Origin of the sequence: Kosakonia sp. MH5 (assembly GCF_009935945.1) — a bacterium.
Classification (GTDB): Bacteria; Pseudomonadota; Gammaproteobacteria; order Enterobacterales; family Enterobacteriaceae; genus Kosakonia; species Kosakonia radicincitans.
Genome location: NZ_QODH01000001.1, coordinates 548567 through 564556, shown reverse-complemented (window position 1 = coordinate 564556; position 15990 = coordinate 548567). Strand labels below are relative to the sequence as shown.

Annotated in this window: 12 protein-coding genes; 8 read left to right on the top strand and 4 right to left on the bottom strand. The window is 51.4% G+C overall.

From position 1 onward, the window contains the following. Positions 1 to 19 precede the first annotated feature (19 nt). Together serS and DK872_RS02685 are read left to right on the top strand one after the other, a co-directional pair. Positions 20 to 1312 (top strand): serine--tRNA ligase, encoded by a 1293-nt coding sequence (gene serS / locus DK872_RS02690; RefSeq protein WP_072438557.1) that lies wholly within the window; start codon positions 20 to 22, stop codon positions 1310 to 1312. Between the two features lie 362 nt (positions 1313 to 1674). Next, the gene (locus DK872_RS02685) at positions 1675 to 2823 is read left to right on the top strand and encodes an MFS transporter (protein WP_007374132.1); all 1149 of its coding nucleotides are present in this window, start codon (positions 1675 to 1677) and stop codon (positions 2821 to 2823) included. A gap of 75 nt (positions 2824 to 2898) precedes the next feature. Here DK872_RS02685 and pflA read toward each other — a convergent pair whose 3' ends face one another. The 4 genes from pflA to ycaO form a co-directional block, all read right to left on the bottom strand. Further along, the gene (gene pflA, locus DK872_RS02680) at positions 2899 to 3639 is read right to left on the bottom strand and encodes a pyruvate formate lyase 1-activating protein (protein ID WP_007374133.1); all 741 of its coding nucleotides are present in this window, start codon (positions 3637 to 3639) and stop codon (positions 2899 to 2901) included. A 318-nt stretch (positions 3640 to 3957) separates the two neighbouring features. Continuing rightward, a complete protein-coding gene (pflB, locus tag DK872_RS02675; protein WP_007374134.1) occupies positions 3958 to 6240 on the bottom strand; it encodes a formate C-acetyltransferase in 2283 nt (760 codons plus the stop codon). 51 nt (positions 6241 to 6291) lie between these two features. Further along, positions 6292 to 7149 (bottom strand): formate transporter FocA, encoded by an 858-nt coding sequence (focA, locus tag DK872_RS02670; RefSeq protein WP_035885860.1) that lies wholly within the window; start codon positions 7147 to 7149, stop codon positions 6292 to 6294. 405 nt (positions 7150 to 7554) lie between these two features. Further along, the gene (ycaO, locus tag DK872_RS02665; protein WP_035886066.1) at positions 7555 to 9315 is read right to left on the bottom strand and encodes a 30S ribosomal protein S12 methylthiotransferase accessory factor YcaO; all 1761 of its coding nucleotides are present in this window, start codon (positions 9313 to 9315) and stop codon (positions 7555 to 7557) included. A 138-nt stretch (positions 9316 to 9453) separates the two neighbouring features. Between ycaO and DK872_RS02660 the strand changes: the two genes are divergently transcribed. The 6 genes from DK872_RS02660 (at position 9454) to ihfB (ending at position 15854) form a co-directional block, all read left to right on the top strand. Next, entirely contained in the window at positions 9454 to 10146 is a 693-nt protein-coding gene (locus tag DK872_RS02660; protein ID WP_161518008.1) for a DUF421 domain-containing protein, read from the top strand. Positions 10147 to 10308: 162 nt separating this feature from the next. Beyond that, positions 10309 to 11397, top strand: a complete 1089-nt coding sequence (gene serC / locus DK872_RS02655) for a 3-phosphoserine/phosphohydroxythreonine transaminase (protein WP_035885859.1) — start codon at positions 10309 to 10311, stop codon at positions 11395 to 11397. A 68-nt stretch (positions 11398 to 11465) separates the two neighbouring features. Continuing rightward, positions 11466 to 12749 (top strand): 3-phosphoshikimate 1-carboxyvinyltransferase, encoded by a 1284-nt coding sequence (aroA, locus tag DK872_RS02650; RefSeq protein ID WP_072438559.1) that lies wholly within the window; start codon positions 11466 to 11468, stop codon positions 12747 to 12749. A gap of 167 nt (positions 12750 to 12916) precedes the next feature. Continuing rightward, entirely contained in the window at positions 12917 to 13600 is a 684-nt protein-coding gene (cmk, locus tag DK872_RS02645; RefSeq protein ID WP_007374140.1) for a (d)CMP kinase, read from the top strand. A gap of 113 nt (positions 13601 to 13713) precedes the next feature. Further along, complete coding sequence (gene rpsA, locus DK872_RS02640) at positions 13714 to 15387, top strand: 30S ribosomal protein S1 (RefSeq protein WP_017456188.1); 1674 nt, start codon at positions 13714 to 13716, stop codon at positions 15385 to 15387. Between the two features lie 182 nt (positions 15388 to 15569). Beyond that, positions 15570 to 15854 (top strand): integration host factor subunit beta, encoded by a 285-nt coding sequence (gene ihfB, locus DK872_RS02635; protein ID WP_007374142.1) that lies wholly within the window; start codon positions 15570 to 15572, stop codon positions 15852 to 15854. The last annotated feature ends 136 nt before the right edge of the window (positions 15855 to 15990 follow it).

The window sequence follows — 15990 nt, the reverse complement described above, 5'->3', positions numbered from 1 at the left end:
CAACAAGCACAGGAAAAGCATGCTCGATCCCAATCTGCTGCGTACCGAGCCAGACGCAGTCGCTGAAAAACTGGCACGCCGGGGCTTTAAGCTGGATGTAGATAAATTACGCGCGCTCGAAGAGCGTCGTAAAGTTTTGCAGGTTAATACTGAGAACCTGCAAGCAGAGCGTAACTCACGATCGAAATCCATTGGCCAGGCGAAAGCACGCGGGGAAGACATCGAGCCATTACGCCTGGAAGTGAACAAGCTGGGTGAAGAACTTGACGCAGCGAAAGCCGAGCTGGAAACCCTGCTGGCTGAGATCCGCGAAATTGCGCTGACCATCCCGAACCTGCCTGACGATTGTGTCCCGACAGGGCGCGATGAGAACGATAACGTCGAAATCAGCCGCTGGGGTACACCGCGTCAATTTGATTTTGAAATCCGCGATCATGTTACGCTGGGTGAAATGCACCGCGGGCTGGATTTTGCGGCCGCTGTAAAACTGACCGGCTCCCGTTTCGTGGTGATGAAAGGGCAAATCGCCCGTATGCATCGCGCGCTGGCGCAGTTCATGCTGGATCTGCACACCGAGCAGCATGGCTACGCGGAAAACTACGTACCGTATCTGGTCAACCACGACACGCTGTATGGCACCGGCCAGTTGCCGAAATTTGCTGGCGACCTGTTCCACACGCGTCCGCTGGAAGAAGAATCTGATAGCAGCAACTATGCGTTGATTCCGACGGCTGAAGTGCCGCTGACCAACCTGGTACGTGATGAGATCATCGACGAAGATGATCTGCCGATCAAAATGACCGCTCACACACCGTGCTTCCGTTCCGAAGCGGGGTCTTACGGTCGTGATACCCGTGGTTTGATTCGTATGCACCAGTTCGACAAAGTTGAAATGGTGCAGATTGTTCGTCCGGAAGAGTCAATGGACGCGCTGGAAGAGATGACTGGTCATGCTGAGAAAGTGTTGCAACTGCTCGGTCTGCCGTACCGCAAAATTCTGCTCTGTACTGGTGATATGGGTTTTGGCGCATGCAAAACCTATGATCTGGAAGTATGGGTTCCGGCGCAGAATACTTACCGTGAAATCTCTTCCTGCTCTAACGTATGGGATTTCCAGGCGCGTCGCATGCAGGCACGCTGCCGCAGCAAGTCCGATAAGAAAACCCGTCTGGTGCATACGCTGAACGGTTCTGGTCTGGCTGTTGGCCGTACGCTGGTTGCCGTGCTGGAAAACTACCAGCAAGCCGATGGTCGTATCGAAGTTCCTGAGGTACTGCGTCCGTATATGAACGGTCTTGAGTTCATCGGTTAATACTTCTTTAGTGTTCCTGAAAAGCGCCTGTTGGCGCTTTTTTTATGTCCCGTTGCTGAGTAATCCTCCATTAACCAGTTTTTCTATGATATATGCGGACCTGCTAATTACTCCCGGGCCGGCCGGGTGAAATGTGGTTTTCTACCATGAAATTTTTCTACTGATCTCTTTACTGCTTCTGTGGCTTAGTACAATAAAAACAATCAGATGAATATTACCTGAAGTATCTTGAATTGATGCGGGATAAGTTTTTCAAATCGACAAGGCGCAATTCATGTCAGCCCGCTAATTCTGTGGATTGACTTTGCTTTTGCCAATGGCATGATGCGCACGCAATCTGAACTTCCTCACGGTTTGAATCCATGTCCACCTATACCCGGCCGGTGCTGTTATTGCTCTGCGGCCTGATGCTGTTGACGCTGGCGATCGCGACGCTGAATACGCTCGTGCCGCTCTGGCTTGCCCACGAAAACTTACCCACCTGGCAGGTCGGTATGGTGGGTTCGTCTTATTTTACCGGTAATTTACTCGGCACTTTATTGACCGGGCGTCTTATCCGCCGCCTGGGTTTTAACCGCAGCTATTACATTGCCTCGCTGATTTTCGCTGCTGGCTGCGTTGGGCTGGGGCTGATGGTGGGCTTCTGGAGCTGGATGATTTGGCGTTTCATTGCCGGTGTGGGCTGCGCAATGATTTGGGTGGTGGTGGAAAGCGCATTAATGTGCAGTGGCACCTCCCGTAACCGTGGCCGCCTGCTGGCAGCTTACATGATGGTTTATTATGTAGGCACCGTGCTGGGTCAGGTGATTGTCAGCAAATTGCCGACGGATCTGATGAGCGTACTGCCTTTGATGACAGGGCTGGTGCTGGCGGCGATCCTGCCGCTGCTGTTTACCCGTATTGTTAATCAACAGAGCGAGGAGCAAGCCGCGACTTCAGTATGGCCGATGTTGCGCCTTCGCCAGGCGCGCCTGGGGGTAAATGGTTGCATTATCTCCGGGATTATTCTCGGCTCGTTGTATGGTCTGATGCCGCTCTATCTTTCACATCAGGGGATCAGTGATTCCGGCATCGGTTTCTGGATGGCGCTCATGGTGAGCTCAGGCATTATCGGACAGTGGCCCGTTGGCCGTCTGGCCGATCGTTTTGGCCGGTTGCTTGTACTGCGTGTGCAGGTCTTTGTTGTGATCATCGGCTGTATGGGAATGCTGAGTAATGCGGCGATGGCGCCGGCGCTGTTTGTGTTGGGAACGGCTGGTTTTACTCTTTACCCGGTGGCAATGGCGTGGGCGTGTGAGAAAGTGGAACACCATCAGTTGGTAGCCATGAATCAGGCTCTGCTGTTGAGCTACACCATTGGCAGCCTTCTGGGCCCGACGCTGACGGCGATGCTGATGCAAAGCTATTCAGACAGTCTGTTGTTTATCATGATTGCGGGCGTATCGTTTATCTATCTGGTGATGCTGATGCGTAAAGCAGGGCACCATCCTACTCCGGTTGCGCACGCCTGAGTGCATCGGCGGAGAAACAACCCGGCATAAAAAAGCCACAACGAGGTGTTGTGGCTTTTTTGCTTTTACTGCGGCTCAGTACATCACTTTATGGCCGTACTGCTCCAGAATGCCTTTGACACGTTCCATGGTCTCTTTTTTCGGTGGATGGACGCCATCAAGCTTGTACTCTTCGCCCATGGCGACCCATTTGTGTTTACCCAGCTCATGGTAAGGCAACAGTTCTATTTTCTCGACGTTGCCCATATCACGGGTAAATTCACCGAGGCGGTGCGCGGAGTCGTCATCGTCTGACCAGCCCGGAACGACCACGTAGCGGATCCAGACCTTAATATTTTTCTTCGCAAGGTACTGGGCAAACTCCAGCGTACGGTGGTTAGAAACGCCGACCAGATTCTGGTGAATCTCATCGTTCATCTGTTTCAAATCGAGCATGACCAGGTCGGTAACTTCCAGAAGTTCATCAATCACCGGATCGTAGCGGCGCACAAAGCCGTTGGTATCGAGGCAGGTATGAATCCCTTCTTTTTTACAAGCGCGGAACCAGTCGCGGACAAACTCCGCTTGCAGGATAGCCTCACCGCCGGACGCGGTTACGCCACCGCCGGATGCGTTCATAAAGTGACGATAAGTCACCACGTCGCTCATCAGATCTTCAACCGTGATCTCTTTACCACCGTGTGTATCCCAGGTATCGCGGTTATGACAATAGAGGCAGCGCATCAGGCAGCCCTGGAAGAAAGTAATGAAGCGGATGCCCGGGCCGTCGACCGTGCCACAGGATTCGAAAGAGTGGATGCGACCAATAACTGACATTGCGGTGTTTTCTCCAGATGCGGCCCATCCGGGCCTGTGTCTGCGCAATTTATTTCCTTTTGCGCTAAGTCTGTTTTGTCAGATATCCAGCAAGTATAGACGTCTGACAAAGCGGACTTGAGTATTAAAAAGGCCCCACTTACGTGGAGCCTTTATTGTACGCTTTTTACTTTGCGATTTCAGTCAATACCCTTCGTCTTTCAAGCTGTATCTTTGCTGGCTGTTTTCACTCACCCAACTCACTTGACTTCAGTAAGCTCATCGGGATTCGCTCTCTTACCGGCCTCAATGCAGCCCGAAAACTCTTGGGTAGCACCATTACATGGTTTGAGTGAAGGTACGAGTAATAACGTCCTGCTGCTGTTCTTTAGTCAGGGAGTTGAAGCGTACTGCGTAACCTGAAACACGGATGGTCAGCTGCGGATATTTTTCCGGGTTTTCCATCGCGTCGAGCAGCATTTCACGGTTCATCACGTTCACGTTCAGGTGCTGACCACCTTCGATGGACGCTTCGTGATGGAAGTAACCGTCCATCAGACCCGCGAGGTTGGTTTTACGCACTTCGTCGTCTTTACCCAGCGCATTCGGAACGATAGAGAAGGTGTAAGAAATACCATCTTTAGCGTAAGCGAACGGCAGTTTAGCAACGGAAGTCAGAGAGGCAACAGCACCTTTCTGGTCACGACCGTGCATCGGGTTAGCACCTGGTCCGAACGGAGCGCCAGCGCGACGGCCATCCGGGGTGTTACCGGTTTTCTTACCATACACAACGTTAGAGGTGATGGTCAGAACAGACTGAGTCGGGATAGCGTTGCGGTAAGTAGTCAGTTTCTGAATTTTCTTCATGAAACGTTCTACCAGGTCAACTGCCAGATCATCGACGCGAGCATCGTTGTTACCAAACTGCGGGTATTCGCCTTCGATTTCGAAGTCGATTGCCAGACCGTCTTCGTCACGAATCGGTTTAACTTTCGCATATTTGATAGCAGACAGGGAGTCAGCAGCAACGGACAGACCGGCGATACCGCATGCCATGGTGCGAATTACGTCACGATCGTGCAGCGCCATCAGAGAGGCTTCGTAGCTGTACTTGTCGTGCATGTAGTGGATAACGTTCAGTGCGGTGACATACTGTTTAGCCAGCCAGTCCATGAAGTGATCCATGCGTTCCATGACTTCGTCGAATTTCAACAAGTCGCCTTTGATAGGCTCAGATTTCGGACCAACCTGCATTTTCAGTTTTTCATCAACGCCGCCGTTGATTGCGTACAGCATGGTTTTCGCGAGGTTAGCGCGAGCACCGAAGAACTGCATTTGTTTACCCACAACCATCGGGCTTACGCAGCAAGCAATCGCATAGTCGTCGTTGTTGAAGTCAGGACGCATCAGGTCATCGTTCTCGTACTGCAGAGAAGAGGTGTCGATGGAGACTTTCGCAGCGAATTTTTTGAAGTTCAGCGGCAGTTTTTCAGACCACAGAACGGTGATGTTCGGTTCCGGAGACGGGCCCATGGTGTACAGGGTGTTCAGGAAACGGAAGCTGTTTTTGGTAACCAGAGTACGGCCATCAACGCCCATACCACCGATAGATTCAGTTGCCCAAATCGGGTCACCGGAGAACAGTTCATCATACTCAGGAGTACGCAGGAAGCGAACCATACGCAGTTTCATGACCAGGTGGTCAATCATTTCCTGAGCGTCTTTTTCAGTGATTTTGCCTGCTTTCAGGTCACGTTCGATGTAAGCATCCAGGAAGGTGGATACGCGACCGAAGGACATTGCAGCGCCGTTCTGAGATTTAACCGCAGCCAGGTAACCGAAGTAGGTCCACTGGATTGCTTCCTGAGCGTTAGTTGCCGGACCGGAGATATCGCAGCCGTATTTAGCCGCCATCTCTTTGATCTGACCCAGCGCGCGGTGCTGTTCAGCGATTTCTTCACGCAGACGGATAGTCGCTTCCAGATTTACGCCGTTTTCCAGATCGGATTGCAGAGACAGGAACTGAGCGTATTTGTCTTTCATCAGGAAGTCGATACCGTACAGCGCAACGCGACGGTAGTCACCGATGATACGACCACGGCCGTAAGCATCCGGCAGACCAGTCAGAACACCGGATTTACGGCAGTTCAGAATGTCTTTGGTGTAAACATCGAATACACCCTGGTTATGGGTTTTACGGTATTCGGTGAAGATTTTTTTCAGCATCGGGTCCAGTTCGCGATTGTACGCTTTGCAGGAACCTTCAACCATTTTGATGCCGCCAAACGGGATGATAGCGCGTTTCAGCGGAGCTTCAGTTTGCAGACCAACGATTTTCTCAAGCGCTTTGTTGATGTAGCCAGCGTCGTGAGAAGTAATGGTGGAAGCAACAGAGGTGTCAAAATCAACTGGCGCATGAGTGCGGTTTTCCAGTTTAACCCCTTCCATGACTTTGTCCCACAGGGCGGTGGTCGCGTCAGTAGCGCCAGCCAGGAAGGACTCGTCGCCTTCATATGGGGTGTAGTTTTTCTGGATAAAGTCACGTACGTTGACTTCTTTCTGCCAGTCACCTTTCGCAAAACCTTCCCAGGCTGTGGCTAATTTTTCATTAAGCTCGGACATGTAACACCTACCTTCTTAAGTGGATTTTTTATTTACTGCCTGAAACAACCATTAATGATGATCGTTGCCACGCAGGTAAATGACCCAGTATGTCAACCCGACTAATAACCCACCACCTATGATATTCCCGATTGTTACCGGAATAAGGTTATCGATGATGAAATTCGTAATAGTCAGATGAGAAAAACTTTCCGGGCTGGAACCAACTGCGGTCCAGAACTCCGGGCTAGCAAAGTTACGGATTACGATACCCATCGGAATCATAAACATGTTTGCGATACTGTGCTCAAAACCGCTGGCGACAAACATCGCTACCGGCAGCACCATAATCATCGCTTTATCCATCAGGCTGCGACCGGAATAACTCATCCACACGGCCATACAAACCATCAGGTTGGCCAGAATACCCAGTGCAACAGCTTCGATGAAAGTGTGATGCACTTTATGGTCTGCGGTCTGCAGGACGTTTAAGCCCCAGCCACCATTGGCGACCATATATTCGCCAGACAACCACATTAGCAGGACAAACAGCAGCGCACCTACCAGGTTACCGAAGTAGACGTTAATCCAGTTACGGGCCAGTTGCCCCCAAGTGATACGCCCACTGGCTTTCGCCACGACAATCAGCACAGTCGAGGTAAAAAGATCCGCACCGCAGATAATGCAGAGGATCAACCCCAGGGAGAAACAGATACCCCCAATCAGTTTAGCAATACCGTAGGGCATTGCCGCTGTGCCGGTGGTGGCGGTGATATAGAAAACAAAAGCAATAGAGATGAACACACCTGCGGTGATAGCCAGGTAGAAAGTCTTCAGCGGATGTTTAGTCGCTTTATAGACGCCAGCTTCTTCGGCAACTTTGGCCATTTCGGCTGGAAGGATAAGATCAAAAGGGTTGTCAGCTTTCACACTAACTCTCTCTTTATTAAGTCGGCGACGAGATACTAACAAAGCATTATAGAAGAGAATTTGATATGGATCATATCTCGCCTGGCTTATAGGACCGCAAAGAGCGTGGTTTTTCTACGAATGCGGATTAACTTGTTGATTATATAAATAAAAATAAAGTTTAAAAGTTATAAAATGAGTTGAGTATTTTTATGAAGCCTCCGAAAAATCGTTAATTAAAATGGGGTAGTTGCCATTAGAAGTAACAATATTAGTTCGCAAGTAATAATACTATTTACCCATATTTAACTTAATTATTACAACTGACTGACATTGAAAAAATATAAATAAAAAGGGGCAATAAAATTGCCCCGTAATATAGCGTAGACCTGCTATGAAGCCTACATATTGTCGTGCTACTTGTCGTTATTTCGCCCAGAATGCCGTTTTGGCGCGTTGCAACTTTTCGTAAGCCGCTAACAGAGACTGATGTGCCGGGAACGCCTGCAGGGTACCGTCTGCCGGTTGCAGGTCATAGAACGGCGCTTCACCGCTCAACGCGGCGCTGGCTGCTTCAACTGCCTGCGCGCCGTACATGCGTACGAATGCATTCAGATATTGCAGCGGCTCGCGATCCTCTTCCTGCGCCAGCAGCAGTAGCGTTTGCAGGCAGCGGTAGTAGTTGGCGCGCTCCGCGCTGAAGATGGACGCGTTGAATTCCATGGTCCATTCGGTCCAGGCCAGCGCCTGATCCAGATCGCCGCCAGCCAGCGCCAGCATCGCTTTTAACTCGCCAACGCGCAGGGTGTACCAGCCATTGTCTTTACCGGTCGCCAGACCCAGCAACTCACGAACGCGGGTAAAATCATCGTGACCTTCATCGTCCAGTTGGGCGATAAGGTTGAGGTACTCCTCTTTCTCCCACTCGCTGCCTGGTAGTGACAGGATAGTTTCGCGCAGATGGCTGCCCATGGTGTTATTCGCCAGCCACAGATCTTCTGCCGGATAAATATCGGACATGCCCGGCACCAGAATACGGCAGGCGTACACGCCAAGGTGCTCGTAATCGGCGATATAGACCTCTTTATCTTCCGCATTGAAGATAGCCATCAGCGTGGCGAACTCTTCTTCGGTGGTCCCTGCGAAGCTCCAGTCAACGAACGGATAATCCGCATCTTGCTTAAACAGATCCCAGGAGATCAAACCGCTGGAATCGATAAAGTGAGTTTCGAGGTTAGCGTGTTCAGCCACTTCTTCGTCATCAAAGGTCGGCGGGGTAAAGACATCGAGATCTTTCAGACCGCGCCCCTGCAACAGCTCGGTGACTGTACGTTCCAGCGCAACGCCAAAATCCGGGTGTGCTCCAAAGGAGGCAAAGCAGGTGCCATTCGCCGGATTAAACAGCACGACGCAGATCACCGGATATTTTCCGCCCAGCGAGCCATCATAGGCAAAAATCGGGAACCCTTCGGCTTCCAGTTTAGCAATGGCTTCCTCCACACCAGGATAGCGGGCCAGCACTTCCTGTGGGATTTCCGGCAGGCTGATGCTCTCTGCGATGATACGGTTTTTGATATGGCGTTCGAACACTTCAGACAGACCCTGTACGCGGGCTTCGTTGCGGGTGTTACCGGCAGACATACCATTGGAAACATACAGATTGCCGACGATGTTCATCGGAATATAGACCGTCTGCTCATCAGACTGGCGGGTAAACGGCAGGGCGCAGATACCACGCTCATCATTCCCGGATTGCAGATCGACCAACATCCCGGCGGCCAATTCGTTCTGTGGATCGTAGAACGCGCGCAGACGAGTATCGAGGATCCCCTCGGGTAGCGAGTCATCTTCCGGCAGCGGGAACCACTTTTCGTTCGGGTAGTGAACGAACGGGCCTTGCGCAATGGCATCACCCAGCCAGAAGTCAGCGAAGAAGTAGTTGGTAGAAAGACGCTCGAAGTACTCGCCCAGCGCAGAGGCAAGCGCAGCCTTTTTCGTTGCGCCTTTACCGTTGGTGAAGCACAACGCACACTCTTTATCGCGAATATGCACAGACCAGACGTTCGGCACCGGATTCAGCCATGAGGCCTCTTCAATGTGAAAACCGAGGTCAGTGAGCTTTTGCTGGAAGCGGGCGATGGAGTCTTCCAGTGCGGCGTCTTTGCCGGGAATAAATGTTTGAGTCATGGCGGTCACTTTTTTCGTACGTAAAGCGCGCAATGATACGGGTTTTGCGTGACTGGCGCCATCTTCCGCGTCTGCCCGGCGAAAATAAAGCAGCAGTCTATGCTTAGGGAGAGTACCCGACTGTTCACGGATGGAAAAATGAAAGCGTTCGACCTTCATCGCATGGCACTGGATAAAGTTCCCTTTGATTTTTTGTGGGAAGTGGCACTGCGCAGCCTTTATACCTTCGTTTTAGTCTTTTTATTCCTCAAGATCACCGGCCGACGTGGCGTACGGCAAATGTCGCTATTCGAAGTCCTCATTATCCTGACGCTGGGCTCGGCAGCGGGAGATGTGGCCTTTTATGACGACGTTCCAATGCTGCCCGTACTGGTGGTTTTTATTACGCTGGCAGTGCTTTATCGTCTGGTGATGTGGCTGATGTCGCACAGCGAAAAGCTGGAGGATCTGCTGGAAGGCAAACCGGTTGTTATTGTTGAGAATGGTGAGCTGGCATGGGAAAAATTGCATGAAGAGAACATGACTGAATTTGAGTTTTTCATGGAATTGCGCGTCAACGGTATAGAACATCTCGGGCAGATTCGGCTGGCGATTATGGAGACCAATGGGCAAATCAGCGTCTATTACTTCCCCGACAACGAGGTTAAACCAGGGCTCTGTATTCTGCCGGAAGGATGCAGCGAACGATTTATCTCGGTGCCTGAATCGGGCGATTACGTTTGCGTACGTTGCAGTAAAATTGTCGCCTTGCAGGCGGGCGAAAAGCGATCCTGCCCACGCTGTGCAAATCCGGAATGGTCGAAGGCCAGCAGGGCCATTCGGGTGACATAACAGGTTTTTTATCGGGCCCGGCTCGACTGAGCAAAACATTCTGCTATGTGACTGAGCGCACATTTCCCCCTGCGCGGCTATTACCCATTGCGGCGCGTGACGCGCAATGATAAAACCGATGTCACAGGAATAACTTATTGCTTTTTAGCGTGGTGAGGGGAAATGACTCAGGTCTTCAATTTTAGTTCTGGCCCGGCAGTATTACCGGCGGATGTGCTCAAACAGGCGCAACAGGAATTGTGCGACTGGCAAGGTCTTGGCACTTCGGTGATGGAAATTAGCCATCGTAGTAAAGAGTTTATCCATGTGGCTGAAGAGGCGGAGAAGGACTTTCGCGATCTGCTGAACATCCCCTCCAACTATAAGGTTCTGTTCTGTCACGGCGGTGGTCGTGGTCAGTTTGCTGGCATTCCGCTCAATTTACTGGGTGATAAAACAACCGCTGATTATGTTGATGCCGGTTACTGGGCGGCAAGTGCAGTCAAAGAAGCGAAAAAATACTGCGTTCCACACGTTATTGACGCGAAAATCACTGTTGATGGCCTGCGTGCTGTTAAGCCGATGAGCGAATGGCAACTCAGCAATAACGCGGCTTATCTCCACTACTGCCCGAATGAAACGATTGACGGCATCGCGATCGATGAAACACCCGCATTCGCCAGTGATGTAGTGGTAACGGCTGATTTCTCTTCAACCATCCTGTCGCGCGAAATTGATGTCAGCCGTTTTGGTGTGATTTATGCGGGCGCACAGAAAAATATCGGTCCGGCAGGTTTAACGCTGGTGATAGTACGTGAAGATCTGCTGGGCAAAGCTCATGCGGCCTGTCCGTCTATCCTCGACTACAGCGTGCTGAATGAAAATGACTCTATGTTCAACACGCCGCCGACTTTTGCCTGGTATCTCTCAGGGCTGGTGTTTAAATGGCTGAAAAAACAGGGCGGTGTCGCCGCAATGGAGAAAGTCAACCAGCAAAAAAGCGAGCTGTTGTATGGCGTAATCGACCGCAGCGACTTTTATCGCAATGATGTGGCGAAGTCTAACCGTTCGCGCATGAACATTCCGTTCCAACTGGCGGACAGCGCGCTGGACAAACTTTTCCTTGAAGAGTCGTTCGCTGCGGGTCTGCACGCCCTGAAAGGCCACCGCGTCGTTGGCGGTATGCGTGCCTCAATTTATAACGCGATGCCGCTGGCTGGCGTACAGGCGCTGACCGACTTTATGGTTGACTTCGAACGTCGCCACGGTTAATTGCTGTAGTCTGCATTCCCCGCAGTTGGACTGCGGGGTTTTATTTTGTCTGTAGAGAGTAAAGTTTCATGGAATCCCTGACGTTACAACCCATCGCGCGGGTAGATGGCACCATCAATCTGCCTGGTTCGAAAAGTGTCTCAAACCGCGCTTTGTTGCTTGCCGCATTTGCCCGTGGCACTACCGTTCTGACCAATTTGCTGGACAGCGACGACGTGCGCCACATGTTGAATGCCCTCAGCGCGCTGGGAGTTCATTATACCTTGTCTGCCGACCGCACCCGTTGTGAAGTGACCGGCGTGGGTGGTCCGCTGCACTCTGCGGAAAAACTGGAGCTGTTTCTTGGCAATGCCGGAACGGCAATGCGCCCTCTGGCTGCGGCGCTTTGTCTTGGGGCAAACGATTTGGTGCTGACCGGTGAACCGCGTATGAAAGAGCGCCCGATTGGACACCTGGTTGACGCGCTGCGTCAGGGTGGAGCGCAAATCGATTACCTTGAGCAAGAAAATTACCCTCCTCTGCGCCTGCGCGGCGGTTTTACCGGCGGTGACGTCAGCGTGGACGGCAGCGTTTCCAGCCAGTTCCTGACCGCATTGCTGATGGCAGCGCCGCTGGCGCCGCAGGATACGGTTATCACTATCAAAGGCGATCTGGTCTCTAAACCTTACATCGACATCACGTTGCATCTGATGGAAACCTTTGATGTGTTGGTGGAAAACCAGCACTATCAGCGTTTTGTGGTTCGCGGCGGTCAGCAATATCAGTCTCCGGGCCAGTATCTGGTGGAGGGCGATGCCTCCTCGGCTTCTTATTTCCTGGCTGCAGGGGCGATCAAAGGCGGCACGGTAAAAGTGACCGGGATTGGACGCAACAGCGTGCAGGGCGATATCCGCTTTGCCGACGTACTGGAAAAAATGGGCGCAACGGTGGTCTGGGGCGATGACTACATTGCCTGTACGCGCGGCGAGTTGAATGCTATCGATATGGACATGAATCATATCCCGGATGCCGCAATGACTATCGCGACGGCTGCGCTGTTTGCCAAAGGCACCACTACGCTGCGTAATATCTATAACTGGCGAGTGAAGGAAACAGATCGTCTGTTTGCGATGGCGACAGAGTTGCGCAAAGTGGGGGCGACGGTGGAAGAGGGTGAGGATTTTATCCGCATTACTCCGCCGGAAAAATTGCAGTTTGCGGAAATTGGTACGTATAACGATCACCGTATGGCGATGTGCTTCTCGCTGGTGGCGCTGTCGGATACGCCGGTTACCATTCTGGACCCGAAATGCACGGCGAAAACCTTCCCCGACTATTTTGAGCAGTTAGCTCGCATCAGTACGCTCGCGTAATCATCTTTGCTCCGGGCTGGTGTAAATCAGCCCGGCCAGCCGCACATTTATTCTACACTCAGCTTCAGACCCTTCTGTTATTCGCACGCAGTAGTAACGATTGTGTGCATTGCCGCGTATAATGCGCGGCGTTTACGTAACGATATGCCTTGAGTAAGGAGAAAAAGATGACGGCAATTGCCCCGGTAATCACCATTGATGGGCCAAGCGGTGCGGGAAAAGGCACGCTTTGCAAGGCAATGGCGGAAGCGTTGCAATGGCATCTGTTGGATTCAGGCGCAATTTATCGTGTGCTGGCGCTCGCTGCACTGCATCACCACGTCGATGTCTCCTCGGAAGAAGTGCTGGTTCCGCTGGCGGCGCATCTGGATGTGCGATTTGTCTCAACCGACGGAAATCTGGAAGTAATCCTCGAAGGTGAGGATGTCAGCAGTGAAATTCGCACCCAGGAAGTAGCGAATGCAGCATCGCAAGTGGCTGCGTTTCCGCGCGTGCGTGAAGCGTTATTACGCCGCCAGCGCGCGTTTCGCGAAGCACCGGGTCTTATAGCCGATGGACGTGATATGGGGACGGTCGTTTTCCCCGACGCGCCGGTGAAAATTTTCCTTGACGCTTCTTCGGAAGAACGTGCGAATCGTCGCATGCTCCAGTTGCAGGAGAAAGGCTTTAGTGTTAACTTTGAACGCCTTTTGGCCGAGATCAAGGAACGTGACGATCGCGATCGTAATCGTCCTGTAGCGCCGCTGGTTCCCGCTGCTGATGCTTTAGTTCTGGATTCAACCAGTTTAAGCATTGAGCAAGTGATTGAGAAAGCGCTACAATATGCACGCCAAAAATTGGCTCTCGCGTAAGCGACCGAATTCGTAGTACCTGCTGCAATGGAATGTGAGCAGGCATGTGAAACAACCCCATCCGGCATGAAGCCAGGTGGACGTTAAATTGAAGAATCCTGAAGATTATCAATATGACTGAATCTTTTGCTCAACTCTTTGAAGAGTCCCTGAAAGAAATCGAAACCCGCCCGGGTTCTATCGTTCGTGGTGTTGTTGTTGCTATTGACAAAGACGTAGTACTGGTTGACGCCGGTCTGAAATCTGAGTCCGCCATTCCGGCTGAGCAGTTCAAAAACGCCCAGGGCGAACTGGAAATCCAGGTTGGTGACGAAGTTGACGTTGCTCTGGATGCAGTAGAAGACGGCTTCGGTGAAACCCTGCTGTCCCGTGAGAAAGCTAAACGTCACGAAGCCTGGATCACGCTGGAAAAAGCTTACGAAGACGCTGAAACTGTTACCGGTGTTATCAACGGCAAAGTCAAGGGCGGCTTCACTGTTGAGCTGAACGGTATTCGTGCGTTCCTGCCAGGTTCTCTGGTAGACGTTCGTCCGGTCCGTGACACTCTGCACCTGGAAGGCAAAGAGCTTGAATTCAAAGTAATCAAGCTTGACCAGAAGCGTAACAACGTTGTTGTTTCCCGTCGTGCAGTTATCGAATCCGAAAACAGCGCAGAACGCGATCAGCTGCTGGAAAACCTGCAGGAAGGCATGGAAGTTAAAGGTATCGTTAAGAACCTTACTGACTACGGTGCATTCGTTGATCTGGGCGGCGTTGACGGCCTGCTGCACATCACCGATATGGCATGGAAACGCGTTAAGCATCCGAGCGAAATCGTAAACGTTGGCGACGAAATCACTGTTAAAGTGCTGAAATTCGACCGCGAACGTACTCGTGTGTCCCTGGGCCTGAAACAGCTGGGCGAAGATCCGTGGGTAGCTATCGCTAAACGTTACCCGGAAGGCACCAAGCTGACTGGCCGCGTGACCAACCTGACCGACTACGGCTGCTTCGTTGAAATCGAAGAAGGCGTTGAAGGCCTGGTTCACGTTTCCGAAATGGATTGGACCAACAAAAACATCCACCCGTCCAAAGTTGTTAACGTTGGCGACGTAGTGGAAGTTATGGTTCTGGATATCGACGAAGAACGTCGTCGTATCTCCCTGGGCCTGAAACAGTGCAAATCCAACCCGTGGCAGCAGTTTGCTGAAACCCACAACAAGGGCGATCGCGTTGAAGGTAAAATCAAGTCTATCACTGACTTCGGTATCTTCATCGGCCTGGACGGTGGCATCGACGGCCTGGTTCACCTGTCTGACATTTCCTGGAACGTTGCAGGCGAAGAAGCAGTTCGTGAATACAAAAAAGGCGACGAAATCGCAGCTGTTGTTCTGCAGGTTGACGCAGAGCGTGAGCGTATCTCTCTGGGCGTTAAACAGCTCGCAGAAGATCCGTTCAACAACTACGTTGCACTGAACAAGAAAGGCGCAATCGTAAACGGTAAAGTCACTGCAGTTGATGCTAAAGGCGCAACCGTAGAACTGGCTGACGGCGTTGAAGGTTACCTGCGCGCTTCTGAAGCTTCTCGCGATCGTGTAGAAGATGCAACTCTGGTTCTGAATGTTGGTGATGACGTTGAAGCTAAATTCACCGGCGTTGACCGTAAGAACCGTGTAGTTAGCCTGTCTGTACGTGCGAAAGACGAAGCTGACGAGAAAGATGCTATCGCTTCTGTTAACAACAAACAGGAAGAAGGCAACTTCTCTAACGCTATGGCTGAAGCTTTCAAAGCAGCTAAAGGCGAGTAAGATCAAGAACCCGAAGTTATTTGCACGGTAACAGGACGAAAGTCACAAAGTTGCCGTGCGAACGACGATGAGTTACTTGACAGATCACAGGATTCGTCCTGTAATCAATGACAAAGGGCGGCTACGGCCGCCCTTGTTAAAGCTATTAAGCGAATATTGCGTTGAAGGAAACCGGAGGAATCATGACCAAGTCAGAATTGATAGAAAGACTTGCAAGCCAGCAATCGCATATCCCGGCTAAAGCCGTGGAAGATGCTGTAAAAGAGATGCTGGAGCATATGGCCTCTACTCTTGCCCAGGGTGAGCGCATTGAGATCCGCGGTTTCGGCAGTTTTTCCCTGCACTATCGTGCACCTCGCACCGGGCGTAACCCCAAAACAGGCGATAAAGTGGATCTGGAAGGAAAATACGTTCCGCACTTTAAGCCGGGTAAAGAATTACGTGACCGCGCCAATATTTATGAGTAATTCTTAGCGAATAGCAAAGAATTACATGCGAGAAGGCACCTGAAAGGGTGCCTTTTTCATTTTCTGCTTTTCTTTTCCTGAAGCAGCCTCGCACATTTTTGCTGGTGCGATGTAATGCGATAAAAAACCAACAATT

What these genes read in the sequence shown, in the direction of transcription:
- serS (WP_072438557.1), top strand. Translation starts at nt 20, where the DNA reads ATGCTCGATCCCAATCTGCTGCGTACCGAGCCAGACGCAGTCGCTGAA.
- DK872_RS02685 (WP_007374132.1), top strand. Translation starts at nt 1,675, where the DNA reads ATGTCCACCTATACCCGGCCGGTGCTGTTATTGCTCTGCGGCCTGATG.
- pflA (WP_007374133.1), bottom strand. Translation starts at nt 3,639, where the DNA reads ATGTCAGTTATTGGTCGCATCCACTCTTTCGAATCCTGTGGCACGGTC.
- pflB (WP_007374134.1), bottom strand. Translation starts at nt 6,240, where the DNA reads ATGTCCGAGCTTAATGAAAAATTAGCCACAGCCTGGGAAGGTTTTGCG.
- ycaO (WP_035886066.1), bottom strand. Translation starts at nt 9,315, where the DNA reads ATGACTCAAACATTTATTCCCGGCAAAGACGCCGCACTGGAAGACTCC.
- DK872_RS02660 (WP_161518008.1), top strand. Translation starts at nt 9,454, where the DNA reads ATGAAAGCGTTCGACCTTCATCGCATGGCACTGGATAAAGTTCCCTTT.
- serC (WP_035885859.1), top strand. Translation starts at nt 10,309, where the DNA reads ATGACTCAGGTCTTCAATTTTAGTTCTGGCCCGGCAGTATTACCGGCG.
- aroA (WP_072438559.1), top strand. Translation starts at nt 11,466, where the DNA reads ATGGAATCCCTGACGTTACAACCCATCGCGCGGGTAGATGGCACCATC.
- cmk (WP_007374140.1), top strand. Translation starts at nt 12,917, where the DNA reads ATGACGGCAATTGCCCCGGTAATCACCATTGATGGGCCAAGCGGTGCG.
- rpsA (WP_017456188.1), top strand. Translation starts at nt 13,714, where the DNA reads ATGACTGAATCTTTTGCTCAACTCTTTGAAGAGTCCCTGAAAGAAATC.
- ihfB (WP_007374142.1), top strand. Translation starts at nt 15,570, where the DNA reads ATGACCAAGTCAGAATTGATAGAAAGACTTGCAAGCCAGCAATCGCAT.